Source organism: Streptomyces polygonati (assembly GCF_042650325.1).
In the GTDB taxonomy this organism is placed as follows: Bacteria; Actinomycetota; Actinomycetes; order Streptomycetales; family Streptomycetaceae; genus Actinacidiphila; species Actinacidiphila polygonati.
The window spans coordinates 663,278-689,904 of the sequence record NZ_JBHSBB010000010.1 but is presented as its reverse complement, the minus strand read 5'-3'; the positions used below and the strand labels follow the sequence as shown (position 1 = coordinate 689,904).

Here is a 26,627-nt window from a genome sequence, read left to right as displayed (position 1 = left end):
TGCTCACCCCTGTCTGAGGTAGGGAGTGGTGACGCCGAGCGGTGTGAAGCCGAGCCGTCGCAGGATCGGGCGGCTGTCGTCGGAGGCGTCCACCTGGAGATAGCGGATGTTCCTCGCGGCGGCGATACGGGCCCGGTGGGCGACCAGCGCGCGGTAGATCCCGCGTCCGCGCCATTCCGGTACGGTGCCGCCGCCCCACAGGCTGGCGAAGTCGGTGCCCGGGTGGAACTCCATCCGGGCCGAGCAGACGGCTTCGCCGCCCGCCATCGCCACGACCGCGACCAGGCTGCCGGGGCTGCGGGTGAGCTGGTCGAGCAGGCGGGCGTGCAGGGCCTCGGCGGGCGCGCCGAACGCCTTCGCGTGGGCCTTGGCCATCAGGAAGACGCCGGGCGCGTCTGTGACGGTCTCCACGCGCACGCCCCTGGGCGGTTGCCCGTCCAGCGGCAGCTCGGCCACCTCGGCGACCATCAGTGTCTCGGCCGGGCCCGGGGTGAAGCCGGCCGCCAGCAGGCGGTCGCCGAGGTCGGCCGGGCGGTCGTGCGCGTACAGCTTCCACTCGAACTCCCGGCCGGCCCCTTCGGGACCGGCCAGCCACCTGGTCTGCTCGGCGATCGCGGCGTCCGCGGTCTCCTCGTCCAGATCGGACCACAGCACACCGGTCCAGTCGTGCACGGCGGCGCCCGTCTGCCGCACCACGCCCGCGAACCGCTCCACCCGCGCGCCGGGCTCCGGCGCCGCGTCCCGCCGCATCTGGATGTCGAACAGCGCGCGTACGGCTTCGGTGTCCATCAGCGCATTGGAGCACGGGGCGCCGGTCGGCTCAACGGAATTCGGGGGGTCTTCACCCCAGGGCGTTCAGCACCAGGTCGACGTCCGCCTCCGTGTTGTGCAGGTGGAAGGCGAAGCGGAGGTTCCCGGCCCGGGCGGCGAAGCGGACGCCGGCCTGCTGGAGGCGGGCCGGGGCGGTCGCGGGCATGCCCGGGACGGCGACGATCGCCGAGTCGCCCGGGACCGGGGTGCGGCCGAGGGCGGTGAGGCCGGCCCGCAGCCGGGCCGCCAGCGCGAGGTCGTGGGCGTTCACGGCGGGGACGCCCACCTCCTCGATCAGGGAGAGGGAGGCGGCGGCGCCGACGAAGGAGAGATAGGCCGGACGGGCGTCGAACTGCCGGGCGCCCGGGGCGAGATCGGCGATCGGACCGTAGCAGGACTCCCACGGGTCGTCGGCGGCGTACCAGCCGGCGAAGGCGGGGGACAGGGTGGCTTCGAGGCCCTCCCGGACCGTCAGGAAGCAGGCGCCGTGCGGGCTGAGCAGCCACTTGTAGGCGTGGCAGACCAGATAGTCGTACATGTCCGGCGCGAGCGGCAGCCAGCCGACCGACTGGGTGCCGTCGATCAGCACCCGGGCGCCGTGCTCGGTGGCGGCGGCCCGGATCGCGGGCAGGTCGGCGACCCGGCCGTCCAGCGACTGGGCCGCGCTGACCGCGACCAGCGCCGTATCCGGTCGTACCGCCGAGGCGACCTCGGCCAGCGGCACGATCCGCAGCGACAGACCGGGGCGCCCGGCGAAGGGGTGCACCAGCGAGCTGAAGTCGTCCGCGGCCACGACCACGTCCGCGCCCTCGGGCAGCTGCGCCGCGATCAGCCCGACGCTCCCGGCCACGGTGCCGGCCAGCGCCACCCGCTCCACGGCCACCCCGGTGATCCGGGCGTACGCCGCCCGGCTCGCGGCGACCGCCGCCTCGTAGGCGGCCACATCCGGCCGTCCCGCCGCCCACGCGTCCAGCGCGCCCCGCAGGGCGGCCGCGGTGCGGGCCGGCGGCAGCCCGAGCGTGGCGGTGTTCACATACCCGCCCCCGATCCCGCCGTACTCCGCCTCGACCAGCGCCCGCAGCCGGCCGGGGGAACCGGCGCCACCGGATCCCTCCGGACGGTCCGCCGGGGCCGCCGCTCGCGCTGCCGTGCTGTCGGTGGTGTCAGTCGTCCGTCGCATGGGCCCAGCCTGGCGTCGGCCCCGCCCAAAGTCCATCGGCGGGATTCGTCGCGCGGCCCCAAGCCTCACTTATGGTTGAAGCATGATGGAAGCTCGTCACCTCCGGGTGCTGCGCGCGGTGGCGCGCACCGGCTCGTTCTCGGCCGCTGCCCGCGAGCTGGGCTGCACCCAGCCGGCCGTCAGCCAGCAGATGAAGGCGCTGGAGGCCTCGGCCGGCACGCCGCTGCTGGTGCGCGGGCCGCGCGAGATGCGGATGACCGAGGCGGGCGAGGCCCTGGTGCGGCACGCGGCCGGGATCATCGCCGGTCTCACCGCCGCCGAGGAGGAGATCGCCGCGATCGCCGGGCTGCGGGCCGGACGGGTGCGGCTGGCGTCGTTCCCGTCCGGGAGCTCCACCCTGGTGCCCAGCGCCGTCGCCGACATGCGCGCCCGGCACCCGGGGACGAAGGTCTCGCTGGTGGAGGCGGAACCGCCCCGCTCGGTCGAGCTGCTGCGGGCGGGTGACTGCGACATCACGCTGGCGTTCCGCTATGTGGACCTGCCGGTGCCGGCCGAGGAGTCGTGGGCCGATCTGGTGGTGCTCCCGCTGCTGACCGACCGGCTGGTCGGCGTCGTACCGGAAGGGCACCGGCTGGCCGGGCAGGAGGGGCCGGCCGGGATCGAGGAGCTGGCCGGGGAGCAGTGGATCGCGGGCTGTCCGCGCTGCCGCCGCCATCTGGTGGAGATCTGCGAACGGGCCGGGTTCACGCCGCGGATCGACTTCGCGACCGACGACTACCCGGCGGTGGTCGGCCTGGTCGCGGCCGGGCTGGGGGTGGCGGTGCTGCCGGACCTGGCGCTGGAGTCGGTACGGCAGAAGGGCGTGGCCATGGTCGAGATGCGGCCGGCCGTGGAGCGGGAGGTCGTCGCGCTCACGCTGCCGGACCTCGCGCATGTGCCGGCGGTGGACATGATGCTGGGGCTGCTCACCAGGGCGGGCCTGGCGCACGGCGGTCGGCCCGTGCCGGTGTCTTGATCCGGTGGGCTGATCCGGCTCTTCGGGGGGCCTTCCGGGGCTGGCGCAGAATCGATTCTTCAGGAGCGGCGCGAGGCTTAGCGCCATCCCCCCGTACGCGACGAGCCGGAGCCGTCCGCCCGCTCGCCGTCGTCCATCGCGTCCCTGTCGTCCACGTCGTCCAGGGCGCCGATGTCGTCCATGTCGTGCATGCCGTCCATGCGGTCCATCGCGTCGATGTCGTCCGCGTTGTCGGGGCCGTCGGGGCCCTCGGGGCCGTCCGTGTCGTCGTCCCCGCCGCCGTTGTCCCGGTCGGCCGTTTCCGCGTCTTCCACGTCCGCCTCGGACGCCCTGCTCCGCGACCGCCCCATCATCGCCTCGCGCTCGTCCTCGGTCAGGCCGCCCCAGACTCCGTACGGCTCACGCACCGTCAAGGCGTGGGTGGCGCATTCGGCGCGCACCGGGCAGCGCATGCACACCTCCTTGGCCGAGGCCTCGCGCGCGCTGCGGGCGGCGCCCCGCTCGCCCTCCGGGTGGAAGAACAGCGAGCTGTCGACGCCGCGGCACGCGGCCACGAGCTGCCAGTCCCACAGATCGGCGTTGGGCCCGGGAAGGCGGGAGAAGTCTGCCATTGCTCATTCCCCTCAACGGGTGCGTGAAGGCGTGGAAGACGGTGGAGACGGCGCGACGGTGACGTGGTGACGTGACGGCGACGGTGACCGGTTTCCGACCGTACAGCTACTGTCGTAGTAGATGTAAATATGACTCATCGCCAATTTAGCGACAATTGGCCCAGGCACCAGAAAAGAGCGGCCAAACAGTGCAAACTCCGGCATAACACCCGTTCGGCAGCATGTACCCCGCCTCGGGCGGCGTCCGACCGGGGCCTCCGGCACCCCAAAACACCCCGCCTCACCCGGCTGACCTGCGGCACGATCCCTTCGTGAGCGATCGATCACGTAGAGTGCCGATCGGGCCGATCAAACTCCGTAACTCTTTCGGGTGAGGGTCGTTGAGTGTGGCGGAAGCGGTTGGCGGATCTAGTGATTCGGGCAGATGCCCGATCCGTCAGCCCCAACGGTGAAGATTCGTACTTCGTACAGCCTGGAGGCACAACGTGACGCGGTTCAGCTGCGGAGGGCGGTCATGACTTCCGTCCTCGTCTGCGACGACTCCCCGCTCGCCCGAGAGGCCCTGCGCCGCGCGGTGGCCACCGTGCCCGGCGTCGAGCGCGTAACCACCGCGGCCAATGGCGAGGAAGTCCTCCGCCGCTGGGGCGCCGACCGCTCGGACCTCATCCTGATGGACGTCCGGATGCCCGGCCTCGGCGGGGTGGAGACGGTACGGCGGCTGCTGTCCGCCGACCCCGGCGCCCGCATCATCATGCTCACCGTCGCCGAGGACCTGGACGGGGTGGCGTTGGCCGTCGCGGCCGGCGCCCGCGGCTATCTGCACAAGGACGCCTCGCGCGCCGAGCTGCGGGCCACCGTGACGCAGGCGCTGGCCGACCCCACCTGGCGGCTCGCCCCGCGCCGGCTGCGGTCGGCCGAGATGGGCGCCGCGCCGACCCTCACCGCCCGCGAGATCCAGGTGCTCGAGGGAATGAGCCACGGGCGGTCCAACGCCGAGATCGGCCGCGAGCTGTTCCTCTCCGAGGACACCGTGAAGACGCACGCGCGGCGGCTGTTCAAGAAACTCGGCGCGTCGGACCGGGCCCACGCGGTGGCGCTCGGCTTCCGCTGGGGCCTGGTGCGTTAAGCGCCGTGGGCCGGCCCGCGCGGCAGGCCGCGGCGAGGGACGTACGGATCGCCGCGGCGATCGGCCCGGTCGAGGCGGCACCGGCGCTCGCAGGGGGCGCCGGACCGGTCGTCACAGCGGCGAAATCCGCTGAAGTCGCCCGCGAGTCCTCGGTTTCCCGGGGGAGGACGCATGCTTGACGTATGGACTTCCTCGGGGATCGGCGGGGGCTTCGGATGGCGGAGATGACAGCGCCGGACGCGGTACCGCAAGGCATGCCGGATAACGCTTCGGTGCAGAAGTACGGACGCGATGCCACGGATCGTCCCGTGGCGAGGCACCATGGGTGGATGCGCGACGACGACACACCTGCCATCGGTGCCCTCGTCCGTCGCGCCGTCGACGGCGACCAGCGGGCGGTCCACGAGCTGCTGGCGCTCGTTCACCCCCTCGCCGAGCGGTACTGCCGCACCCGGCTGTCCCGGCTGCCGGGTGACGCACGGCACTTCGTGGACGACCTGGCGCAGGAGGTCTGCCTCGCGGTGCTGTGCGCGCTGCCGCGCTACCGGGACCTGGGCCGGCCGTTCGAGGCCTTCGTGGTCTCCATCGCGGCGCACAAGGTCGCCGACCTCCAGCGGTCCGCCATGCGCGGCCCGGGCAGCACCGCGGTGCCGTCCGACCAGATGCCGGAGAAGCCGGACGACTCGCTCGGCCCCGAGGAGCGCGCGCTGCTCAACAGCGACGCCGCCTGGGCCAAGAAGCTGCTGGAGCGGCTGCCCGACCACCTGCGCGAGCTGGTGCTGCTGCGGGTCGCGGTGGGCCTGAGCGCGGAGGAGACCGGGCAGGTGCTCGGCATGTCGCCCGGGGCCGTACGGGTGGCGCAGCACCGCGCGCTCAGCCGGCTGCGGGCCATCGCCGAGGAGACCTCGACCACGGCGACGGGCACCCCGCGCAGCGCCTGACGCCGTCACCGGACGACAGGCCCCAACACCCGCTCCCCGCACCGCCGCAGGACCCCGGACGCCGCCGTGGGGGCTCGGGGCGGCGACGGCGCGCGCCCGTGTCACCCGGAGGTGTCATCGAGCCCCGGCGGAGGAATACCGGCGAAGCCACTACCATTGGACAACTCGCCGGGCAAGACCATTCGGGAAGGTGTCATGTCAGTGAACGCCGACGGAGTAGCCGAGAAATTCGCCACACTCGGACTGACCTACGACGATGTGCTGCTCCTCCCGGGGCCCTCCGCGGTGCTGCCCAACCAGGTGGACACCGCGTCCCTCATCTCCCGCAACGTCAAGGTGAACATCCCGCTGCTGTCCGCGGCGATGGACAAGGTCACCGAGGCCCGGATGGCGATCGCGATGGCCCGGCAGGGCGGTGTCGGCGTGCTGCACCGCAATCTGTCCATCGAGGACCAGGTGAGCCAGGTCGACCTGGTGAAGCGCTCCGAGTCCGGCATGGTCACCGACCCGATCACCGTCCGTCCCGACGCCACCCTGGCCGAGGCGGACGCGCTGTGCGCCCGGTTCCGGATCAGCGGCGTCCCGGTCACCGACGAGGGCGGCCGGCTGCTCGGCATCGTCACCAACCGTGACATGGCCTTCGAGAACGACCCGGGCCGCCAGGTGCGCGAGGTCATGACCCCGATGCCGCTGGTCACCGGCAAGGTCGGCATCTCCGGGGTGGACGCGATGGCGCTGCTGCGGCGCCACAAGATCGAGAAGCTGCCGCTGGTGGACGCCGACGGCCGGCTGCGCGGTCTGATCACCGTCAAGGACTTCGTCAAGGCCGAGCAGTATCCGAACGCCGCCAAGGACAGCGAGGGCCGGCTGCTGGTCGGCGCGGCCGTCGGCGCCAGCCCCGAGGCACTGGACCGCGCCCAGGCACTGGTCTCCGCCGGGGTGGACTTCCTGGTGGTGGACACCTCCCACGGCCACAACAGCAACGCGCTGGACTGGATGGCCAAGATCAAGTCCGCCGTCCCGGTGGACCTGGTGGGCGGTAACGTCGCCACGCGCGACGGCGCCCAGGCGCTGCTGGACGCGGGGGTGGACGGCGTGAAGGTCGGCGTCGGCCCCGGCTCCATCTGTACGACCCGGGTGGTGGCCGGCATCGGTGTGCCCCAGGTCACCGCGATCTACGAGGCCGCGCAGGCCTGCATGGACGCCGGTGTCCCGGTGATCGGTGACGGCGGCCTGCAGTACAGCGGCGACATCGGCAAGGCGCTGGCCGCGGGCGCCAGCAGTGTGATGCTCGGCAGCCTGCTGGCGGGCTGCGAAGAGTCCCCCGGTGAGCTGCTGTTCATCAACGGCAAGCAGTTCAAGTCCTACCGCGGCATGGGCTCGCTCGGCGCGATGCAGTCGCGCGGCCAGGGCCGTTCGTACTCCAAGGACCGCTACTTCCAGGCCGAGGTCTCCTCCGACGACAAGCTCGTCCCCGAGGGCATCGAGGGCCAGGTCCCCTACCGCGGCCCGCTGTCCGCCGTGCTTCACCAGCTCATCGGCGGCCTGCGCCAGACGATGGGCTATGTCGGCGCCGCGACCATCTCCGAGATGGAGTCCAAGGGCCGCTTCGTCCGTATCACCGCGGCCGGCCTCAAGGAGTCCCACCCGCACGACGTACAGATGACGGTGGAAGCCCCCAACTACCACGGGTGACCAGGGGGGTGGCCGGACCGCCGGCCCGGCCTCGTCCGGCCGGTCGCCGGACCGTCCGCCGATCGGGCCTGCTCGCGCGGTTCCCCGCGCCCCTGGTGTGCTCGGCCCCGGTGTGCCTGCGGGCCCCCGTTCCCACCGGGCGGGGCACCCGCTGTCGTATCCCGTCCCCCGGACCGGGGATACTGGAACCGCCGAAAGAAAAGAGAGGCACGGGCTGTGACTGAGATCGAGATCGGGCGGGGCAAGCGGGGCCGCAGGGCGTACGCCTTCGACGACATCGCCGTGGTGCCCAGCCGGCGGACCCGGGACCCCAAAGAGGTCTCGATCGCCTGGCAGATCGACGCTTATCGCTTCGAACTGCCCTTCCTCGCGGCCCCGATGGACTCGGTGGTGTCGCCCGAGGCGGCGATCCGGATCGGCAATCTGGGCGGCCTCGGGGTGCTGAACCTCGAAGGCCTGTGGACGCGTTACGACGACCCCGAGCCGCTGCTCGCCGAGATCGCCGAACTCGACGACCACCGCGCCACCTCCCGGCTCCAGGAGATCTACGCCGCCCCGGTCCGCGAGGAGTTGATCGGCCAGCGGATCAAGGAGGTGCGGGACGCCGGCGTGGTCACCGCCGCCGCCCTGTCCCCGCAGCGCACCGCCCAGTTCTCCAAGGCCGTGGTGGACGCGGGCGTCGACCTGTTCGTCATCCGCGGTACGACCGTCTCCGCCGAGCATGTGTCCGGTTCGCACGAGCCGCTGAACCTCAAGCAGTTCATCTACGAGCTGGACGTACCGGTGATCGTCGGCGGCTGCGCCACCTACACCGCGGCCCTGCACCTGATGCGGACCGGCGCGGCGGGCGTGCTGGTCGGCTTCGGCGGCGGCGCGGCGCACACCACCCGCAATGTGCTGGGCATCCAGGTGCCGATGGCCACCGCGGTCGCCGATGTGGCCGCGGCCCGCCGCGACTACATGGACGAGTCCGGCGGCCGCTATGTCCATGTGATCGCCGACGGCGGCTTCGGCGCCAGCGGCGACCTGCCCAAGGCGATCGCCTGCGGCGCGGACGCGGTGATGATGGGCTCCCCGCTGGCCCGCGCCACCGACGCGCCGGGCCGCGGTTTCCACTGGGGCATGGAGGCGGTCAACACCGAGCTGCCGCGCGGCAAGCGGATGAATCTCGGCACGGCCGGCACCACCGAGCAGATCCTGCTCGGGCCGTCCCACGCGCCCGACGGGTCGATGAACTTCTTCGGGGCGCTGCGCCGCTCGATGGCCACGACGGGCTACTCCGACCTCAAGGAGTTCCAGCGCGTCGAGGTGACGGTCTCGCCGACGCACCACCGCTGAGCGCCGCGTCCGGCGGGCCGCCCCCAGCGAGCCGCCGCCGGCTACAGCCGCGCCGCCGCGCCCGCCGGGGTCGCCCCACGGGTGTCCAGCATCAGCTGGGCCTTCACCGCCAGACCCTGCAAGTCGTAGGTGCGGTGGTGCTGGAGCAGGACCGTCAGATCGGCCTCGGCGGCGGCCTCCCACAGGGAGTCGGCGCGCGGCACCGGGCGGTCCAGCACCCGCCACTGGGGGACGTACGGGTCGTGGTAGGCGAGCTGCGCGCCCAGCTCGATCAGCCGGGAGCCGATCTCGCGGGCCGGGGCGCCCTCCTCGTCGGCGAGGTCGGCCTTGTAGGTGACGCCCAGCAGCAGGACGCGGGCGCCGCGCAGCGACTTGCCGTGCTCGTTGAGCAGGGCGGCGGCGCGCTGCACGACATAGCGGGGCATCCGGCCGTTGACCTCCTGGGCGAGTTCGACCATCCGCAGCGGGTGGCCCGGCAGCCGCAGGTGGGGGGCGGGTCCGCCGGTGAAGGCGGGGGCCGCGTTCGGGTCGAGGGGGGCGGCCGGGCCGCCGACACCGGGTCCGGGCCGGAAGGACTGGAAGCCGAACGGCTTGGTCTCGGCGCACCGGATCACATCCCACAGGTCCACGCCGAGGTCGTGGCAGTAGACCGCCATCTCGTTGGCGAAGGCGATGTTGACATGCCGGTAGTTGGTCTCCAGCAGCTTGACCGCCTCGGCCTCGCGCAGGCCCCTGGCGCGGACCACCCGCTCGGTGAGGCGGCCGTAGAAGGCGGCGGCGGCCTCGGTGCAGGCGGGGGTGCGGCCGCCGACCACTTTGGGGGTGTTGGTGAGCCGGACCTCGCGGTTGCCGGGGTCGAGGCGGCTGGGGGAGTAGGCCAGGTGGAAGTCCCGGCCGGCCAGCAAGCCCCCCGCCTCCAGCAGCGGGCGCAGGAATCCCTCGGTCGTCCCGGGGTAGACGGCTGATTCGAGGACCACGGTGGTGTGCGGACGCAGGTGCGCGGCGAGCGCGCGGGCGGCGGCGGCCACCTCGCTCAGATCCAGCGTGTGGTCGGCGCCGAGCGGGGTGGGGGAGCAGATGACCGCGGTCCTGACCCGGCCGAGCACGGCCGGATCGGCGGTGGCCCGGAAGCCGCCGGCCAGCATCCGGCGCAGCTCGGGGGCGGTGAGGGTGCCGGGCGGCACCCGGCAGGCGTTGATCTCCGCCACCCGGTCCGGATCGGCGTCGTAGCCGACGGTGTTCACTCCGGCGGCGGTGGCCGCCTGGGCGAGGGGGAGTCCGGTGTGGCCGAGTCCGAGGACGGCGAGGTCTGCTGGCATGGGGCTCGGTCCTCCACGAATGGCCACACGGATGACGGCGCGACGCGATCTAAAACAGGCTAACCAGACAAATTGCTGATATGAACACTCGGCGCGCCGCACGCCCCGGACGCTTCAAGGTGGCCGCTCCCGGGCAGGCCGGTCACTATCGAAGAGAACCTGACCATGACCGAGCCCGGAGCGACCTCGGCCCGAGCACGAACCGATCATGAATACGCCGCTTACGGAGGCACGGATGCGTGACACAACCCTCGGCCCCGCTGAGCGAGCCGAAGCGCTGGCCAAGATGGCCGAGCAGGAACTGGACATCCTCGTGGTGGGCGGCGGCGTGGTGGGCGCCGGCAGCGCGCTGGACGCCGCCACCCGCGGCCTGTCCGTCGGCATAGTCGAGGCCCGCGACTGGGCCGCCGGCACCTCCAGCCGCTCCAGCAAGCTGATCCACGGGGGCCTGCGCTATCTGGAGATGCTGGACTTCGGCCTGGTCCGCGAGGCGCTCAAGGAGCGCGGGCTGCTGCTGGAGCGGCTGGCCCCGCACCTGGTCAAGCCGGTGCCCTTCCTGTACCCGCTCCAGCACAAGGGGTGGGAGCGGCTCTACGCCGGTTCGGGGGTCGCGCTGTACGACGCGATGTCGGTGTCGTCGGGTCACGGCCGCGGCCTGCCCGTGCACCGCCACCTGACCCGTAAGCACGCCCTGCGGGTGGCGCCGGCGCTGCGCAAGGACGCGCTGATCGGCGCGCTGCAGTACTACGACGCGCAGGTGGACGACGCGCGCCTGGTGGTGACGCTGGTGCGCACCGCCGCCGCCTACGGCGCGCACGTCGCCAACGGGGCGCGGGTGACCGGCTTCCTGCGGGAGGGCGAGCGGATCGTCGGGGCCACGGTGCAGGACGTCGAGGCCGGCGGCGAGTACGAGATCAGGGCCCGCCAGGTGGTCAACGCGACCGGTGTGTGGACCGACGACACGCAGGGGCTGGTCAACGAACGCGGGCAGTTCCACGTCCGCGCGTCCAAGGGCGTCCACCTGGTGGTGCCCAAGGACCGGATCCACTCCAGCACCGGGCTGATCCTGCGGACCGAGAAGAGCGTGCTCTTCGTCATCCCGTGGGGCCGGCACTGGATCGTCGGCACCACCGACACCGACTGGAATCTGGACAAGTCCCATCCGGCCGCCTCCAGCGCCGACATCGACTATGTGCTGGAACACGTCAATTCGGTGCTCGCCACTCCGCTGACCAGGGACGACGTACAGGGCGTCTACGCCGGGCTGCGTCCGCTGCTGGCCGGTGAGTCGGACGCCACCAGCAAGCTGTCCCGCGAGCACACGGTGGCGCACCCGCTGCCGGGCATGGTCGTGGTGGCCGGCGGCAAGTACACCACCTACCGGGTGATGGCCAAGGACGCCGTCGACGAGGCGGTGCACGGCCTGGACCGCCGGGTGGCCGAGTGCTGCACCGAGGATGTGCCGCTGGCCGGCGCCGAGGGCTACAACGCGATGTGGAACGCCCGGGCCAGGATCGCGGCCCGCACCGGGGTGCATGTCGCCCGAGTGGAGCACCTGCTCAACCGCTACGGCTCGTTGGCCGACGAGGTGCTGGCGCTGATCGAGCAGACGCCGTCGCTGGGCAAGCCGCTGGCCGCCGCCGACGACTATCTGCGGGCCGAGGTGGTCTACGCCGCCACCGCCGAGGGGGCCCGGCACCTGGAGGACGTGCTCACCCGCAGGACCCGGATCTCGATCGAGACCTTCGACCGCGGCACCCGCAGCGCGCGTGAGGCCGCCGAGCTGATGGCACCGGTGCTGGGCTGGGACCAGAACCAGATCGACAACGAGGTCGAGCACTACGAGAAGCGGGTCGAGGCCGAGCGCCAGTCCCAACTCCAGCCCGATGATCAGACCGCGGATGCGGCCCGCCTCGGCGCGCCGGATATCGTTCCCCTGTAGACGGGAGGAGTCTGGGCGCGAGCGCGACACGCGCACACGGGGGCAAGACAAGGGGCGAGATGGTCGGGCAGGGCGACGAGGGTCGGTTGGTCGCGGGGCGGTACCGGCTGCTGGAGCGGATCGGCCGCGGCGGCATGGGCACGGTCTGGCGGGCCGAGGACGAACTGCTCGGCCGGCAGGTCGCGGTGAAGAAGCTGCACCCGCCGCAGCCGCACATGGACGACGAGGAGCTGGCCACCCTCTTCGAGCGCACCCGCCGCGAGGCCCGCGCCGCCGCCCGGATCACCCACCCCAATGTGATCGTCGTGCACGACGTGGTGGACGACGCGGGGCTGCCGTCCATCGTGATGGAGTACGTGCCGTCGGTGACCCTCGGCGAACTCGTCAAGCAGCGCGGCCCGCTGCCGGTGGGCGAAGTGGCCCGGATCGGCCGCGGCATGATCGCCGCGCTGCGCGCCGCCCACCGCGCCGGGGTGCTGCACCGCGATGTGAAGCCCGGCAATGTGCTGCTCGGCGTCGGCGGCGCTTCCCCCGCCGAGGGTGACGGGGGCGGCGGCGGAGGGCGGGTGGTGCTCACCGACTTCGGCATCGCCCAGGCGTCCGGCACCTCCACCCTGACCCGGACCGGCGAACTCATCGGCTCCATCGACTTCCTGTCCCCCGAGCGCATCCGCGGCGCCGTGCCCGGGCCCGAGGCCGACATGTGGGCGCTGGGCGCCACCCTCTACCAGGCGGTCGAGGGCACCTCGCCGTTCCGCCGGCCGACCGCGATCGAGACCGCCTACGCCATCGCCGAGGAACCGGTCGCGCAAGCCCCCAACGCGGGCGCGCTGACCCAGGTGATCTCCGGGCTGCTGGCCAAGGAGCCGTCCGAGCGGATGTCCGCGCAGGAGGCCGAGCGGCTGCTGCGGCTGCCGATGTCCGGCCAGGACACCGCGCTGATCGGGCAGTTCGCCCGCCTGACCGAGGGGCCGCCGACCGTCACGAGCGTCGTCCGCCCGCCCGGCGCGGCGCCCGAGCCGCCGCCCGGGGCGATACCGGACGCGGTACCCGACCACCGGCGGAGCGCGTACGGCCCGCACACCCCGCTGCCGACCCGGCAGGAACCGCCCCCCGCCGTCCGACCGCTGCCCGCGTCGCCGCACTCCCCGCACCCGACGCCGGACCGGCCCCGTAAGCGCCGGGCCGGGGCCTGGGTGGCCGCGGTGCTCGCGGTCGCGGTGGTGGCCGCCGGCGGCGCCTTCGCCGTCCAGCGCTACGGAAGCGGCGGCACGGCGGACGCCAAGCACCCGGACCGCACCACCACCCCGCCCAGCCCGGCCACCACCGCTCCGGCGAGCACCACCGCCTCGGCCGCGCCGGCCACCACCACCCCGCCGCCCCCGCCCCTCCCGGACGGCTACCGCCTGTTCAGCGACACCGGCCGCGGTTACTCCGTCCCGGTACCCGTCGGTTGGACCAAGCAGGTCAGCAATGACGGCGAACAGGTGGACTTCATCGACCCGACGCAGAAGGTCGATCTGAAGATCAGCGCACTGGACTTCGCCAGCACCAGCCCGTACGAGCACTTCATCAACCTCGAACCCGACACCGAGGCCAACGTGCGGGGCTATCATCGGAAGCGGCTGGATCCCACGACGCAGCTGGGCGATCCGGCGGCCATCTGGGAGTTCACCTTCGAGGGTTCGGTGCGCGAGTACCACGCGATCGATCTGGGCTTCGGCAAGCCGGGCGCGACCGAGTACGCGGTGTATCTGTCGGCGCCCAGTGCCCAATGGACGGAGAACCGTCCGATTTTCGACACCGCGGTGGCCGGTTTCCGGCAATCCGGCTGATAGGTCTGGTTGGCTTCCGTGTCCCCCGGTCGGGGATGATGGCCAGGCGCACTGTTCGCGACGACCGCGACGCACGCACCGCGCTCACCGCGTCGCCTTCCACCGCACCACCCCGATGGACCGCCCGACGGACCGTCCGACCGATGGTCCGACAGATCACCCCACAACCGCCTGAGAACGCCGGCACAGCAGAGGGAACCCATGAGCGAGGTCGAAGGTACCGACGGACGTCTGCTCGCGGACCGTTACCGCCTCGGCGCCGTGCTCGGCAAGGGCGGTATGGGTACGGTCTGGCGCGCCGTCGACGAGACGCTGGGCCGCAGCGTCGCCGTGAAGGAACTGCGCTTCCCCGGTGACGTGGACGAGGACGAGAAGCGCCGGCTGGTCACCCGGACGCTGCGCGAGGCCAAGGCCACCGCGCGCATCCGCAACACCGGCGCGATCACCGTCTTCGACGTGGTCAAGGAGGACGACCGGCCCTGGATCGTGATGGAGCTGGTCGAGGGCCGCTCGCTGTCCGACGCGGTCCGCGAGGACGGCCCGGTCACCCCCAAGCGCGCCGCCGAGATCGGCCTGGTGCTGCTCGACGTGCTCAAGGCCGCGCACCGCGAGGGCATCCTGCACCGCGACGTCAAGCCCTCCAATGTGCTGCTGGCCGACGACGGCCGGGTGGTGCTCGGCGACTTCGGCATCGCGCAGATCGACGGCGACCCGTCGGTGACCTCCACCGGCATGCTGGTCGGCGCGCCCTCGTACATCTCCCCGGAGCGCGCCCGCGGCCAGAAGCCCGGCCCGCCCGCCGACCTGTGGTCGCTCGGGGCGCTGCTCTTCGCGTCCGTCGAGGGCCATCCGCCGTACGACAAGGGGTCGGCGATCGCCACGCTGACCGCGGTGATGACCGAGCCGGTCGGGCCGATGGCCAACGCCGGGCCGCTCGCCGAGGTGATCAGGGGCCTGCTGATCAAGGACCCGGAGCAGCGGCTGACCGAGCCGCGCGCCCGCGCGCTGCTCACCGAGATCGTCAACGCGCCGGAGCGCCCGGTCGCGCCGCCCGCGCCCGCCGCCGACGCCCGGACCATGGTGCTGCCGGTGGACCCGCAGCCCACGCCGACCGACGCGCCCCCCGAGACGCGCGCGGCCGCCGCCGATCAGGCCAGGGTGCGCGACGCGCTGCGCTCGGTCCGCAAGGCCGCCGCCCCCAGACCCCGGCCCGCGCCCGAACCGGGCACCCCGGCGAACACGCCCGCGCCCGCCCGCGCGCCGCTCACCGATGTGGTGCCGCGCCGCACTCTGGTCATAGTGGTCGCGGCCCTCGTCATCGCCCTGCTCGGTACGGTGATAGGCATCGCGATCGCCAACTCCGGTGGTGGCGACGGGGACAGCGAGAACGGCGGCGCCAAACCCGGTGCCAGCGCCTCGGCCGGCCACTCCGGCGGAATCTCCGCCGCGGCCACCCACCGGCCGACCGCCACCACGACTCCGGCCACCTCGGACGCCGCCTCCACCGCCGCCGACAGCCCCTCGGCTCCGGCCTCCTCACCGGCGTCCCCCTCGGACGACGGCCAGGGTGGCAAGGGCGGCAAGGGCAAGGACACCGGCGGGGGCAAGGGGGGCGACGCCCTGCCGGCCGGCTACAGCTTCGTTGCCAACCCCCGGTTCCACATGGCGATCGCCCTGCCGGCCGGTTGGCACGTGACCGGTTACACCGACGGGGGCGGCGGCGTGATCTACAGCGCCGGCGGCGGATACCCCCGGGTCCAGGTCGACTACGCCAGCAAGCCCGGCAAGGACGCGGCGGCGGCCTGGCGCAAGGAGGAACCGGAAGTGGCGCCCACCATCCCCGGCTACGAGCGGATCTCCATCGAGACGATCCAGTACCGGGACTACCGCACCGCCGCGGACTGGAACTTCTACCGAACCGGGGACGGAAAGAAGACCCACGTGCTGAACCGCGGCTTCGTGGTGGACGATACCCACGCCTACTCGATCATGATCTCCATCCCGGCGGCCGACTGGGACAGCGCCGCCTCCGCGCAGATGCGCGACACCTTCTTCGGGTCGTTCGAGTCCACCAAGTAGTGCCCTCCGGCGGTGGCCGACCGGCCTTCCGCGACCCGCCGACAGCGCACCGAAGCACAAAGGGAGTACAAGGGGCGGCAAAGGGGTAAGCAGGTACTCGGCTCGAACCGGGCGCCGAGCCGGACCCGGTTCGCAACGCGCAAAGGGGCCGAAGGAACGCCGCGCAGCACGTATGGTGAGTAGTTGAGGACTGTCCGCATCCGCATCCGGGCCTGTTGGGATCGGATCGGACCGTTTCCCGCAGGAGTTGGACCGGGGCCGGAAGGGGGGCACCGTGGAGGAGTACGCAGGGCGGGTGCTCGCCGAGCGCTATCGGCTGCCCCGGCCGCCGGCCGATGAGTTCGAGCTGGCCGAGACCCGGGCCTTCGACACCTACAGCGGTCAAGAGGTGCTGGTCCGCCAGGTGTTGCTGCCGGAAGTGCTGACCGCCGAACTCCCGGGCGAGGAACGCCCGCCGCTGGACCCCGACGGGCTCGGGGACAGCGCCCGGCGGGCACTGCACGCGGCCAGGGCCGCCGCGGCCATACCCGATCACCCGCGTCTGGTGCAGGTCTTCGACATCTTCGTCGAGGACGGCAGCCTGTGGATCGCGAGCGAACTGGTGTCCGCCCGCCCGCTGGCCGCCTTCCTCGCCGAGCGCCCGCTGGACGCGTACCGGGCCGCCGAGGTCGCCTCCGACGTGCTGGCCGCGCTGCGCGCCCTGCACACCCATGGCTGGACGCACCGCAATGTGACCGCCAGCACGGTGCTGCTCTGCGACGACGGCCGGGCGATGCTCGGCGGTCTGGCCGCGGGCGCCGCCCAGGAGGCGCTGTGCGGCTACGACCCGCTGCCCGAGGAAGTGCTGGCCGGCGGCGCCGATCCCGCCTGGCACGGCCCGCAGTCCGCGCTGGAGCAGGAGCGGGCCCGGCAGAACCGCATCACGGTGGTCGGCGCGGTCACCGAGCGCTGGGCGCCCGAGCAGGCCCACGAGGTGCACGAGAACTGGCGGCTTTCCCCGCCGGTCGGCCCCGCCGCCGACCTGTGGGCGCTCGGCACGCTGCTCTTCCGCAGTGTCCAGGGCCACCCGCCCTACCCCGAGGACAGCGCCGCCGAACTCGTCCAGCTCGTGTGCGCCGAGCCGCCCGCCTTCGCCGAGGAATGCGGCCCGCTGCGGCCGGTGGTGGAGTCGCTGCTGCGTCCCGACCCCGAAGAGCGGCCGGAGGCCGAGGAGCTGGGCGGCTGGCTGCGCTCCCTGATCCGCTCCGCGCCCGAACCCGAACTCGGCACCGAAACCGTCGCGTTGCCCGCCGACCCGACGAAACTGCCGGTCAAGCGGCGCCGGGGCGAGCTGGTCCGCCGGCGGCGCGGCAAGGCGGCCGCGGCCGCCGCGATGGACCCGTCCGGCTCGCAGCACCGCCGGCACGCCCGCGGCAAGCAGGCCAAGGCGGTCCGGGAGAAGCGGGAGAGCGCCCGGCGCAGCGAGATGCGTCAGGAGGAGTTCCACGAGGAGCAGGTGGTCTCCCGCAAGCCCGAGCGCGCCGACGCCCAGCCGCGCCGGCTCGGCGCCCGTCTGCTGGTGGCGGTCCTGGTGGTGCTGGCCGCCGTGGTGGTCTACGCGGTGCTCGTCATGCCGCACCGCGGCGCCTCGACCGCCAATCCGAACGGCGACCGTACGATACCGGCGCAGATGCCCGGCGGGGGCGGCGGCGACCACACCACCCCGGCCGACCCCACCACGGCGGTCACCACCAAGGCGAGCGGCAAGCCCAGCAAGACGCCGAGCAAGGCCCCGAGCAAGGCGCAGACCACCCCGCCGCCCGCCGCCGGCGCCCCGAGCGCGCCCCCCGACCTCGGGCCCGACTTCGCCCTGCGCACCGACTCGTCCGGCTTCACCGTCGCCGTGCACACCGGCTGGCTGCGTACCGGCAGGAACAGCCAGGACGAGGTGCGGTTCACCGGCAGCGATGTCACGCTCATCGTCGTCCCCGGCCGGGACAAGGCGTCCGGCTCCTCCAGCGACCCGCTCGCGTATCAGCTGGTGGAACGCGAACTGGCCGACTTCCGGGCCTCCTCCTGGTCGTCCGCGGCCGGCCTGCAGGCCCTGAGCCTGCGCGGCCACCCGGCGGCCGAGGGCGAGTACACCTGGCGCGACGCCAACGAGCAGAGCATCTACGCCCGCAATCTCGCGGTGCAGATCAACGGCCACTACCACGTCGTCCTGATCTCCGGCCCGGACAGCCAACGCGCCGCCGTCCAGCAGGCGTTCGACAAGGCCGTGGAGACGTACACGGCCAACTGAGGCTCCCGCGCGTCCCGTAGAGCCCTCAGGGGGCCCCGCGCCCGGCCGGCCGGGCCTGCGGGACCCGCTGCGCACCCCCTCGGGGCGGGGCATCATGGCCCTATGGCAAGTGACGGGGGACGGATCACGGCCGAGCGGCAGCCCCGCGACATGATCGCCGGGCGGTATCGGATCACCGGCCGGCTGGGGCGCGGCGGCATGGGCACGGTCTGGCGGGCGGACGACGAGCTGCTACGGCGTCAGGTCGCGGTCAAGGAGTTGCATCTGCCCGGGACCGGACTCACCGAGCTCGCGGCCGGCCAGCAGCGGGACCGGGCGCTGCGCGAGGCGCGCGGGGTGGCCCGGATCCGGCACCCGCACGTGGTGGTGGTCCACGACGTGGTGGAGCAGGACGGCCGGCCGTGGATCGTGATGGAACTGGTCGACGGGCGGTCGCTGGCCGATGTGCTGACCGAGGACGGCCCGCTGGAGCCCCGGGAGGCGGCCAGGATCTGCGCCGCCGTCGCGGGCGCGCTGCGGGCCGCGCACGGCCACGGCATACAGCACCGCGACGTCAAACCGGCCAATGTGCTGATCGAAAGGGGCGGGGGCGCCGACGGCGGACGGGTGGTGCTCACCGACTTCGGCATCGCCCGGGTGCCGGGCAGCAGCACCGTCTCCGAGACCGGTTCGTTCGTCGGCTCGCCCGAGTACACCGCGCCGGAGCGGATGTCGGGGCGGCAGGCGGGCCCGGAGTCGGACCTGTGGTCGCTGGGTGTGCTGCTGTGCGCGGCCGTCGAGGGGGAGTCGCCCTTCCACCGCGGCTCGATCGGCGAGATCGTGCACGCGGTCGCCATCGACGACATCACCCCGCCGGCCACCGCCGGTCCGCTGCTGCCGGTGGTCAGGGGCCTGCTGGACCGGGACCCGGCCCGCCGGATGGCCGCCGCCGAGGTGCAGACGGTGCTGACCGCGTACGCGGAGGCCGGGATCGAACCGCACTGGCCCACACCGGAGCTGACGGTGCCTTCGCCGGGGCCTCAAGCTCCGTCAGATTCCGGGCCGGAGCCCCCGGAGCCCCGCCCGCTCCCGGCCGGGCCGCCGCCCGCCCCGCGCCGCCGGGGCCGTATCGCCGTCGGGGTGCTCGCCGTGACGGTCATCGCCGTGGTCGCGGGCGCGACGGCGGCGGTGCTGGTCACCCGCGGTGACAGCGATGCCGCCGGGGCCGTGACGAGCCCGCCGACAGCCGCGGGGAGCGTCACCCGGCCGACGAGCCCGACGACCCCGCCCACCCCCACGATCACGGCGACGCCGGCGGCTCCTACGACCCACCCGGCTCCGGCCGACGCAGGCCCCTACCCGCCCGGCTTCGAGCGGATCACCGACCCCAAGGGCTTTTCCGTCGCCCTCCTCAAGGACGCGCGCCGCGATCCGGAGGGGACGCGGACGTACTACTGGTCGCCCGACGGCGCCTTCCGCTTCGGCGAGCGCGAGCAGCTGCCGGACCCGCGCGGGGCCTACGCGGTGATGCACGACCAGGACGTGGCCGCGCCGGGTTCGGCTACGTATCCGGGCTACCGGGACGGGGTGATCACCCGGACCACCCAGCACGGGCAGGACGCGGCGCTGTGGGAGTTCACCTACGACGGTTTCGGCGACGGCAGGGGTGCCCGGCGTACCTTCGACCTGTGCTGGACGCAGGACGGGCGGATGTACGACATATGGGTGTCGGGTCCGGTGGCGCGGGTGGAGACCACCCGCAAGGCCTTCGACACCGCCGTCGCCACCTTCCGGGCCGGCTGATCCGCCGGCCGCCCGGTCTGACCTGCGGTGCTTGCCTACCGGCGGTTACGCCGGTCCGAGCTGCGACGATGCGGTGGGGGCGGGGTCGCGCCGCCGGGTCGCCGGCCGGCCCGGGCGGGTCTGGCGGAAAAGGGCTACTGGTGGGTAGCCACCGGGTGCCCCCCAGTCGTAATCTCACCGGCATGACGGATTCGCCGGACCGTTCCACCCCCGCCGCTGCCGAAGGCCGGGCCCCCGCTCCCGGCGCCCGCCCGCCCTCCTCCGGTGACCCGGCCGCGGGAAGCGGCCCGACGGCCCCCGCCGGCGGGAACCCGGTCGCGGGGATCACCGGGCGCGACCCGCGGACCGTCGTCACCCCCGACCTCGTCGCCCGGCTGACCCGGGGCGTCATCGGCGGCGGCGCGACCGCCAACCACACCCCGCTGACCGGCGAGAAGCTCGCCGACCTGCCCGAGGCCACCCCCGAGGACGTCGCGCTGGCCTTCGAGCGGGCCCGTACGGCGCAGCGCGCCTGGGCGGCCACCCCGGCCGCCCGCCGGGGCGCCGTCCTGCTGCGCTTCCACGACCTGGTGCTCGCCCGGCAGGCCGAAGTCCTCGACCTGATACAGCTGGAGACCGGCAAGACCCGGCTGCACGCCCACGAGGAGGTGCAGATCGTGGTGATGGAGGCCCGGCACTACGGTCTCAAGGCGGCCTCCTACCTCCGGCCGAAGCGGCACACCGGTGCCTTCCCCGCCTTCACCAAGGCCGTCGAGCTGCGTCAGCCGCGCGGGGTGGTCGGCCAGATAGCGCCTTGGAACTACCCGCTGGAGCTGTCCGTCGGGGACGCGCTGCCCGCCTTCGCCGCCGGCAACGCGGTGGTGATGAAACCCGACACCGAGACCGCGCTCACCGCGCTGTGGGCCCGCGAGCGGCTGATCGAGGCCGGGCTGCCCGAAGGCGTCTTCCAGATCGTGATCGGCGACGGACCGGTGGTGGGCCCGGCGCTGGTCGAGCACGCCGACTATGTGTCCTTCACCGGCTCGACCCGCACCGGCCGCGAGGTGGCCCAGCGCGCCGCCGCCCGCCTGATCGGCGCCTCCCTGGAACTCGGCGGCAAGAACCCGCTGCTGGTGCTGCGCGACGCCGACCTCGACAAGGCCGCCGACGGCGCGGTCCGGGCCTGCTTCTCCTCCGCCGGGCAGCTGTGCATCTCGGTCGAGCGGCTCTACGTGGACGCCTCGGTCGCCGACACCTTCCTGGCCATGTTCGTGGCCCGGACCAGGGCGCTGCGGCTCGGCACCGCGCTCGCCTACGGCGCCGACATGGGATCGCTCGTCGGCGAGCGCCAGTTGGCGACCGTCACCCGGCATGTGGACGAGGCCAGGGACAAGGGCGCCACCGTACTGACCGGCGGGCGGCCCCGCCCCGACGTCGGACCCTACGTCTACGAGCCGACCGTCCTGGACGGCGTGGAGCCCCCGATGGCGGTCTGCGCCGAGGAGACCTTCGGCCCGGTGGTGTCCGTCTACCGCTTCCGCGACGAGGAGGAGGCGATCCGGCGGGCCAACGCCACCGACTACGGCCTCAACGCGAGCGTGTGGACCAGGGACACCCGGCGCGGCTTCCGGGTCGCGGCCCGGCTGCGCTCCGGCACGGTCAATGTCAACGAGGCCTACGGATCGGCCTACGGCAGCGTCCGCGCCCCGATGGGCGGCATGAAGGACTCCGGACTCGGCCGTCGGCACGGCTCCGAGGGCATTCTGAAATACACCGAGGCGCAGACCGTCGCCACCCAGCGCGTGATGCCGCTGGCCCCGGCCTTCGGCATGGACGACGAGAAGTACGCGGCGTTCCTGACCCATTCGCTGCGGCTGATGAAGGCGCTGCGGATGCGGTGAGCCGGCCGGCGGAGGCCCTGTCTCCCGCCCCGGCCGGCTGATCGCACGGTTCGCCGCGCCCTCGCGACGCACATCCCGCACCCCGATACCGGGAGGAACCTGTGGTACAGGAAGCCGACGCAGGCGGCGCTGACGGCGCAGGCGACGAATCCGGCGCCGACGCCGCCGACGCAGCCGACAGCGCGGACCGCCGGGACGGTGGAGCGGGCTACGACTACGACGTGCTCGTGGTCGGCTCCGGCTTCGGCGGCGCGGTCGCGGCGCTGCGGCTCACCGAGAAGGGCTACCGGGTGGGAGTCCTGGAGGCTGGCCGCCGCTTCGAGCGGGACGAACTGCCCAAGAACTCCTGGGACGCCCGCAATTACCTGTGGGCCCCCGCGCTCGGCCTCTACGGCATCCAGCGCATCCACGTCCTCGGCAATGTCCTGGTGCTGGCGGGCGCGGGTGTCGGCGGCGGCTCGCTGAACTACGCCAACACCCTGTATGTGCCGCCCGAGGCCTTCTTCCAGGACCGCCAGTGGGGCCGTATCACCGACTGGCAGGAGGAGCTGGCGCCCTACTACGACCAGGCGCGGCGCATGCTCGGGGTGCGGCTCAATCCCACCCTCACCCCCTCGGACGTGCATCTCAAGGCCGCCGCCGAGCGGATGGGGGCGGGGGACACCTTCCACCTGGCACCGGTCGGCGTCTTCTTCGGCGACGGCCGGGACGCGGAGGGGGCGGTACGGGCGGCGCCCGGCCAGGAAGTGCCCGATCCGTACTTCGGCGGGGCGGGCCCGGCCCGCAGCGCCTGCACCGAGTGCGGGGAGTGCATGACCGGCTGCCGGCACGGAGCGAAGAACACCCTCAACGAGAACTACCTGTATCTCGCCGAAAGGGCCGGCGCCGTCGTCCACCCGATGACCACCGTGGTGGACCTCACCGAGGACCGGGACGGCGGCTACCGCGTCACCGCGGTCCCCACCGACCACCGCAAGAGGGGCGCCCGGCAGGTGCTGCGGGCGCGCCAGGTGGTGATCGCGGCCGGCACCTACGGCACCCAGACGCTGCTGCACGCCATGCGGGACCGCCGCCGGCTGCCCCGGATCTCGGCCAGGCTCGGCGAGCTGACCCGGACCAACTCCGAGGCGCTGGTGGGCGCGCAGACCTCACCGCGCCGCTACCGCCTGCGCCACCCGGGCCGCCCGCTGGACTTCACCCGGGGTGTGGCGATCACCTCGTCGGTGCACCCCAACGACCACACCCATATCGAACCGGTCCGCTACGGGCGCGGCTCCAACGCGATGGGCAGCCTGTCGATGCTGGCCGCCCCCTACCGCGGCCGGCTGCCGCGCTGGCTGGAGTTCCTCGGCAACAACCTGCGCCACCCGCTGCTGACGGTGCGCTCGCTGTCCAACCACCGCTGGTCGGAGCGGACCATCATCGGTCTGGTCATGCAGACCAGCGACAACTCGCTGACCACCTTCCGCAAGCGCAGGGGCCCGGGCAAGGGGCTGCTGACCGCCCGGCAGGGCCACGGCGCCCCCAATCCGACGCACATCCCGGAGGGCGCCGAGGCGGCCCGGCTGATCGCCGCCGAGATCGGCGGCTTCCCGGGCAGCAATGTGGGCGAGGCGACGCGCCGGCCGATGACCGCGCATTTCCTCGGCGGCTGCCCGATCGGGGCGGACGCCGAGCAGGGCGTCATCGATCCGTACCACCGGCTCTACGGGCACCCGGGCATCTCGGTGGTGGACGGCTCGGCGGTGTCGGCGAACCTCGGGGTGAATCCGTCGCTGACCATCACCGCGCAGGCCGAGCGGGCGATGTCGCTGTGGCCCAACAAGGGCGAGCAGGACCCGCGGCCGGCCCAGGGCGCCGCCTACCGCAGGATCGCCGCGGTACGGCCGGTGGCCCCGGCGGTGCCGGAGAGTGCCTTCGGCGCGCTGCGGCTGCCCTTCCTGAAGATGCCCGCGGTGCCGCCCCGCTCGGTGGCGCCGGAATCCTGAACGCCCCGCCCGTGAGTCCCCGTCGCTAAGTCCAAAAAGCCCTGAACGGGCTGTAATGTGGAGTCCGCAGAGCGGCCGGTCCCAGGCGTCCCTCGGGACCGACCGCCTCTTGAAGTCGTGACCGGGCTGCTGTCCCCTGCGGTCCGGCCACTGATCGCCCGTGCGAGGTCCCACGGCGGGTGCACGACTGCACCCGCCTCATCGCACCGGCTGCACCCCGCCCAGCTGCGTCTGGACGGTGTCCTCTTTCCACGCGTGGTGTTGGGTGACCGCCCCTGGCTGGCACGGACACTCCCTCCAACGAAGGGGCCGCGAGGCGGTCACGTGCCGTTCGGGTGATCCCCCTGAAAGGAGTCGCCTCGCGCGCGTGATGACTCGGCCGCGGTGGGCCGCCCCGGCCGTCTCAGACCCGGCCCCGGCACAGCTCCAGCAGCGTCATCCCCAGCGCGGTGCCGGGCTTGCCCAGCGCCTCGCCGTAGGTCCGCAGCACTTCCATCTCCCGGTTCAGGTGCAGGCGACGACCGCCGGAGCCGATCCGGGCGGTCTGGATCTCGGCGGACAGGGCCATGCGCTCGCCGACCAGGGCGATGATCCGGGCATCGAGGTCGTCGATCCGGCCCCGCTTCCCGGCGATCAGGCTGTCGGTGTCGGTGCTGATGCCGGTGCCGGTGCCGGTGCCGGTGCCGGTGCCGGTGCTGGTGCCGGTTTCGGTGCCCGGCCGGGTCGCTTCGGGCTCCGCGGGCTGCTGGGCCCGCGCGGTCGCACTCTCGGTCATGTGTCTGCTCCTCGGGTCGTCCGACCCCGGGCCCCGGACCGCGGACGCGAACAGGCGCCCCGGGCCAGTGGCCCGGGGCGCCTGTTACGTCGCTTGTCAGCAGTTCACGCGACACGACCCAGGCAGCCGGACCGGCCGGTGCCATAGGTAAACGCGAAGACGTCGATCTGCATGGCGCCCAGTATGGACCACCGCCCCGGGCCGAGCGCAAGGCGCCCTGCTCACCCCGGGTAGACTCGGACCCGAATCCCCCAGCAGCAACCGCCGGAAGGCCGCCCGTGGCATCAGCGACCCCAGCCGCTCCCGAGAACACCCCGAGCGCCGTCACCGACACCCTCACCGACACGGTCTCCGACCCCGTCACCGACCCGGTCACCGACACCGTCCTCGTGGTCGACTTCGGGGCGCAGTACGCCCAGCTCATCGCCCGCCGTGTCCGCGAGGCCCGGGTGTTCAGCGAGATCGTGCCGTCCACCATGCCGGTCGAGGAGATGCTCGCCAAGAGGCCGCGGGCGATCATCCTGTCCGGCGGCCCCGCCTCCGTCTACGCCGAGGGCGCCCCGACGCTCGACCGGGCGCTGTTCGAGGCCGGAGTGCCGGTCTTCGGCATGTGCTACGGCTTCCAGCTGATGGCCACCACGCTGGGCGGCACCGTGGACAACACCGGCGCCCGTGAGTACGGCCGTACTTCGCTGGCCGTGTCCAAGCCCGGCTCCACCCTCTTCGAGGGCACCCCCGCCGAGCAGTCGGTGTGGATGTCCCACGGCGACGCCTGCTCGGCCGCGCCCGAGGGCTTCACCGTCACCGCGTCCACCGATGTCGTCCCGGTCGCCGCCTTCGAGAACGACGCCGCGCGGCTGTACGGCGTGCAGTACCACCCCGAGGTGCTGCACTCCACCTACGGCCAGCAGATCCTGGAGCACTTCCTCTACCGCGGCGCCGGCATCACCCCTTCGTGGACGACCACGAACGTGGTGGAGGAGCAGCTCGCGCTCATCCGCGAGAAGGTCGGCGGCAGCCGGGCGATCTGCGGCCTGTCCGGCGGGGTCGACTCCGCGGTCGCCGCCGCGCTGGTGCAGAAGGCCATCGGATCACAGCTGACCTGCGTCTATGTCGACCACGGGCTGATGCGCAAGGGCGAGACCGAGCAGGTCGAGAAGGACTTCGTGGCCGCCACCGGCGTGCAGCTCAAGGTGGTGGACGCTGCCGAGCGGTTCCTCACCGCGCTGGCCGGGGTGTCCGACCCGGAGCAGAAGCGCAAGATCATCGGCCGGGAGTTCATCCGGGTCTTCGAGCAGGCGCAGGCCGAGATCGTCGCCGCCGCGCCGGACGACCAGCCGGTGGAGTTCCTGGTGCAGGGCACCCTCTACCCGGACGTGGTGGAGTCCGGCGGCGGCACCGGCACCGCCAACATCAAGTCGCACCACAATGTCGGCGGGCTGCCCGAAGACCTTCAGTTCCAGCTGGTGGAGCCGCTGCGCCAGCTGTTCAAGGACGAGGTCCGGATGGTGGGCCAGGAGCTCGGCCTGCCCGAGGAGATCGTCCAGCGCCAGCCCTTCCCCGGTCCCGGTCTCGGCATCCGGATCGTCGGCGAGGTCACCCGCGAGCGCCTCGACCTGCTGCGCGAGGCCGACGCCATCGCCCGCGAGGAGCTGACCGCGGCCGGCCTGGACCGCGAGATCTGGCAGTGCCCGGTGGTCCTGCTCGCCGAGGTCCGCTCGGTCGGTGTCCAGGGTGACGGCCGCACCTACGGCCACCCCGTCGTGCTGCGCCCGGTCTCCTCGGAGGACGCGATGACCGCCGACTGGTCCCGGCTGCCCTATGACGTTCTCGCCAAGATCTCCACCCGCATCACCAACGAGGTCAAGGACGTCAACCGGGTCGTGCTGGACATCACCAGCAAGCCGCCGGGCACCATCGAGTGGGAGTGAATCCCGCCCACGCCGTCCGCCGGGCCGGAAATTCCGGGGTTCGCCCGAATTTCCGGCCCGAGGCTGAGACACAGGCCGCGGGTGTACGTATATCCCGGT

General features: G+C 73.0%; 17 protein-coding genes and 1 pseudogene. 13 read left to right on the top strand and 5 right to left on the bottom strand.

All coding sequences use genetic code 11. From position 1 onward, the window contains the following. Positions 1–3: 3 nt before the first annotated feature. Positions 4–789 (bottom strand): GNAT family N-acetyltransferase, encoded by a 786-nt coding sequence (locus ACFO3J_RS15705; protein ID WP_386430004.1) that lies wholly within the window; start codon positions 787–789, stop codon positions 4–6. A 52-nt stretch (positions 790–841) separates the two neighbouring features. Next, complete coding sequence (locus ACFO3J_RS15700; RefSeq protein WP_386430003.1) at positions 842–1,990, bottom strand: aminotransferase class V-fold PLP-dependent enzyme; 1,149 nt, start codon at positions 1,988–1,990, stop codon at positions 842–844. Between the two features lie 82 nt (positions 1,991–2,072). Between ACFO3J_RS15700 and ACFO3J_RS15695 the strand changes: the two genes are divergently transcribed. After that, the gene (locus ACFO3J_RS15695; protein ID WP_386430002.1) at positions 2,073–3,005 is read left to right on the top strand and encodes a LysR family transcriptional regulator; all 933 of its coding nucleotides are present in this window, start codon (positions 2,073–2,075) and stop codon (positions 3,003–3,005) included. A 296-nt stretch (positions 3,006–3,301) separates the two neighbouring features. Here the strand turns inward: ACFO3J_RS15695 and ACFO3J_RS15690 are convergent. Continuing rightward, positions 3,302–3,616 (bottom strand): annotated as a pseudogene (locus tag ACFO3J_RS15690) (WhiB family transcriptional regulator); the annotation flags it as partial. A 514-nt stretch (positions 3,617–4,130) separates the two neighbouring features. Between ACFO3J_RS15690 and ACFO3J_RS15685 the strand changes: the two are divergent. The 4 genes from ACFO3J_RS15685 to ACFO3J_RS15670 all read left to right on the top strand — a co-directional run bounded on the left by ACFO3J_RS15685 (position 4,131) and on the right by ACFO3J_RS15670 (position 8,716). Next, entirely contained in the window at positions 4,131–4,742 is a 612-nt protein-coding gene (locus ACFO3J_RS15685) for a response regulator transcription factor (RefSeq protein WP_003948568.1), read from the top strand. A gap of 329 nt (positions 4,743–5,071) precedes the next feature. After that, complete coding sequence (locus ACFO3J_RS15680) at positions 5,072–5,683, top strand: sigma-70 family RNA polymerase sigma factor (protein ID WP_386430001.1); 612 nt, start codon at positions 5,072–5,074, stop codon at positions 5,681–5,683. A 195-nt stretch (positions 5,684–5,878) separates the two neighbouring features. Then, on the top strand, positions 5,879–7,378 hold the full coding sequence (gene guaB / locus ACFO3J_RS15675; RefSeq protein ID WP_386430000.1) for an IMP dehydrogenase: 1,500 nt from the start codon (positions 5,879–5,881) through the stop codon (positions 7,376–7,378). Between the two features lie 216 nt (positions 7,379–7,594). Further along, positions 7,595–8,716, top strand: coding sequence for a GuaB3 family IMP dehydrogenase-related protein (locus ACFO3J_RS15670; protein WP_386429999.1), 1,122 nt, complete (start codon positions 7,595–7,597; stop codon positions 8,714–8,716). Between the two features lie 41 nt (positions 8,717–8,757). Here ACFO3J_RS15670 and ACFO3J_RS15665 read toward each other — a convergent pair whose 3' ends face one another. Beyond that, positions 8,758–10,035: a nucleotide sugar dehydrogenase gene (locus ACFO3J_RS15665; RefSeq protein WP_386429998.1), complete on the bottom strand. Its 1,278-nt coding sequence runs from the start codon at positions 10,033–10,035 to the stop codon at positions 8,758–8,760. Between the two features lie 235 nt (positions 10,036–10,270). On the opposite strand from ACFO3J_RS15665, the gene ACFO3J_RS15660 reads away from it, so the two are divergent. The 7 genes from ACFO3J_RS15660 (at position 10,271) to ACFO3J_RS15630 (ending at position 23,822) form a co-directional block, all read left to right on the top strand. Next, a complete protein-coding gene (locus tag ACFO3J_RS15660; protein ID WP_386429997.1) occupies positions 10,271–11,977 on the top strand; it encodes a glycerol-3-phosphate dehydrogenase/oxidase in 1,707 nt (568 codons plus the stop codon). Positions 11,978–12,036: 59 nt separating this feature from the next. After that, positions 12,037–13,812 carry a serine/threonine-protein kinase gene (locus ACFO3J_RS15655; protein WP_386429996.1) on the top strand — a complete coding sequence of 592 codons (1,776 nt, stop codon included), beginning with the start codon at positions 12,037–12,039 and terminating at the stop codon, positions 13,810–13,812. A gap of 201 nt (positions 13,813–14,013) precedes the next feature. Further along, positions 14,014–15,891, top strand: coding sequence for a serine/threonine-protein kinase (locus ACFO3J_RS15650; RefSeq protein ID WP_386429995.1), 1,878 nt, complete (start codon positions 14,014–14,016; stop codon positions 15,889–15,891). A gap of 274 nt (positions 15,892–16,165) precedes the next feature. Further along, the gene (locus ACFO3J_RS15645; RefSeq protein WP_386429994.1) at positions 16,166–18,172 is read left to right on the top strand and encodes a protein kinase; all 2,007 of its coding nucleotides are present in this window, start codon (positions 16,166–16,168) and stop codon (positions 18,170–18,172) included. Positions 18,173–18,274: 102 nt separating this feature from the next. Further along, positions 18,275–19,954 carry a serine/threonine-protein kinase gene (locus tag ACFO3J_RS15640; RefSeq protein WP_386429993.1) on the top strand — a complete coding sequence of 560 codons (1,680 nt, stop codon included), beginning with the start codon at positions 18,275–18,277 and terminating at the stop codon, positions 19,952–19,954. A gap of 182 nt (positions 19,955–20,136) precedes the next feature. Next, positions 20,137–21,834: a succinic semialdehyde dehydrogenase gene (locus ACFO3J_RS15635; protein ID WP_386429992.1), complete on the top strand. Its 1,698-nt coding sequence runs from the start codon at positions 20,137–20,139 to the stop codon at positions 21,832–21,834. A gap of 221 nt (positions 21,835–22,055) precedes the next feature. Next, positions 22,056–23,822: a GMC oxidoreductase gene (locus ACFO3J_RS15630; RefSeq protein WP_386430234.1), complete on the top strand. Its 1,767-nt coding sequence runs from the start codon at positions 22,056–22,058 to the stop codon at positions 23,820–23,822. Between the two features lie 403 nt (positions 23,823–24,225). Here the strand turns inward: ACFO3J_RS15630 and ACFO3J_RS15625 are convergent, their stop codons facing one another. Then, on the bottom strand, positions 24,226–24,597 hold the full coding sequence (locus tag ACFO3J_RS15625; RefSeq protein ID WP_386429991.1) for a chorismate mutase: 372 nt from the start codon (positions 24,595–24,597) through the stop codon (positions 24,226–24,228). Between the two features lie 389 nt (positions 24,598–24,986). On the opposite strand from ACFO3J_RS15625, the gene guaA reads away from it, so the two are divergent. Next, complete coding sequence (gene guaA / locus ACFO3J_RS15620; protein WP_386430233.1) at positions 24,987–26,528, top strand: glutamine-hydrolyzing GMP synthase; 1,542 nt, start codon at positions 24,987–24,989, stop codon at positions 26,526–26,528. Positions 26,529–26,627: the final 99 nt, after the last annotated feature.

Bases quoted from the DNA above. Each gene is read 5' to 3' on its own strand.
- ACFO3J_RS15640 (WP_386429993.1), top strand. From the start codon at position 18,275: ATGGCAAGTGACGGGGGACGGATCACGGCCGAGCGGCAGCCCCGCGAC.
- ACFO3J_RS15680 (WP_386430001.1), top strand. From the start codon at position 5,072: ATGCGCGACGACGACACACCTGCCATCGGTGCCCTCGTCCGTCGCGCC.
- ACFO3J_RS15655 (WP_386429996.1), top strand. From the start codon at position 12,037: ATGGTCGGGCAGGGCGACGAGGGTCGGTTGGTCGCGGGGCGGTACCGG.
- ACFO3J_RS15660 (WP_386429997.1), top strand. From the start codon at position 10,271: ATGCGTGACACAACCCTCGGCCCCGCTGAGCGAGCCGAAGCGCTGGCC.
- ACFO3J_RS15695 (WP_386430002.1), top strand. From the start codon at position 2,073: ATGATGGAAGCTCGTCACCTCCGGGTGCTGCGCGCGGTGGCGCGCACC.
- ACFO3J_RS15705 (WP_386430004.1), bottom strand. From the start codon at position 789: ATGGACACCGAAGCCGTACGCGCGCTGTTCGACATCCAGATGCGGCGG.
- ACFO3J_RS15625 (WP_386429991.1), bottom strand. From the start codon at position 24,597: ATGACCGAGAGTGCGACCGCGCGGGCCCAGCAGCCCGCGGAGCCCGAA.
- ACFO3J_RS15650 (WP_386429995.1), top strand. From the start codon at position 14,014: ATGAGCGAGGTCGAAGGTACCGACGGACGTCTGCTCGCGGACCGTTAC.
- ACFO3J_RS15700 (WP_386430003.1), bottom strand. From the start codon at position 1,990: ATGCGACGGACGACTGACACCACCGACAGCACGGCAGCGCGAGCGGCG.
- guaB (WP_386430000.1), top strand. From the start codon at position 5,879: ATGTCAGTGAACGCCGACGGAGTAGCCGAGAAATTCGCCACACTCGGA.
- ACFO3J_RS15665 (WP_386429998.1), bottom strand. From the start codon at position 10,035: ATGCCAGCAGACCTCGCCGTCCTCGGACTCGGCCACACCGGACTCCCC.
- ACFO3J_RS15635 (WP_386429992.1), top strand. From the start codon at position 20,137: ATGACGGATTCGCCGGACCGTTCCACCCCCGCCGCTGCCGAAGGCCGG.
- ACFO3J_RS15685 (WP_003948568.1), top strand. From the start codon at position 4,131: ATGACTTCCGTCCTCGTCTGCGACGACTCCCCGCTCGCCCGAGAGGCC.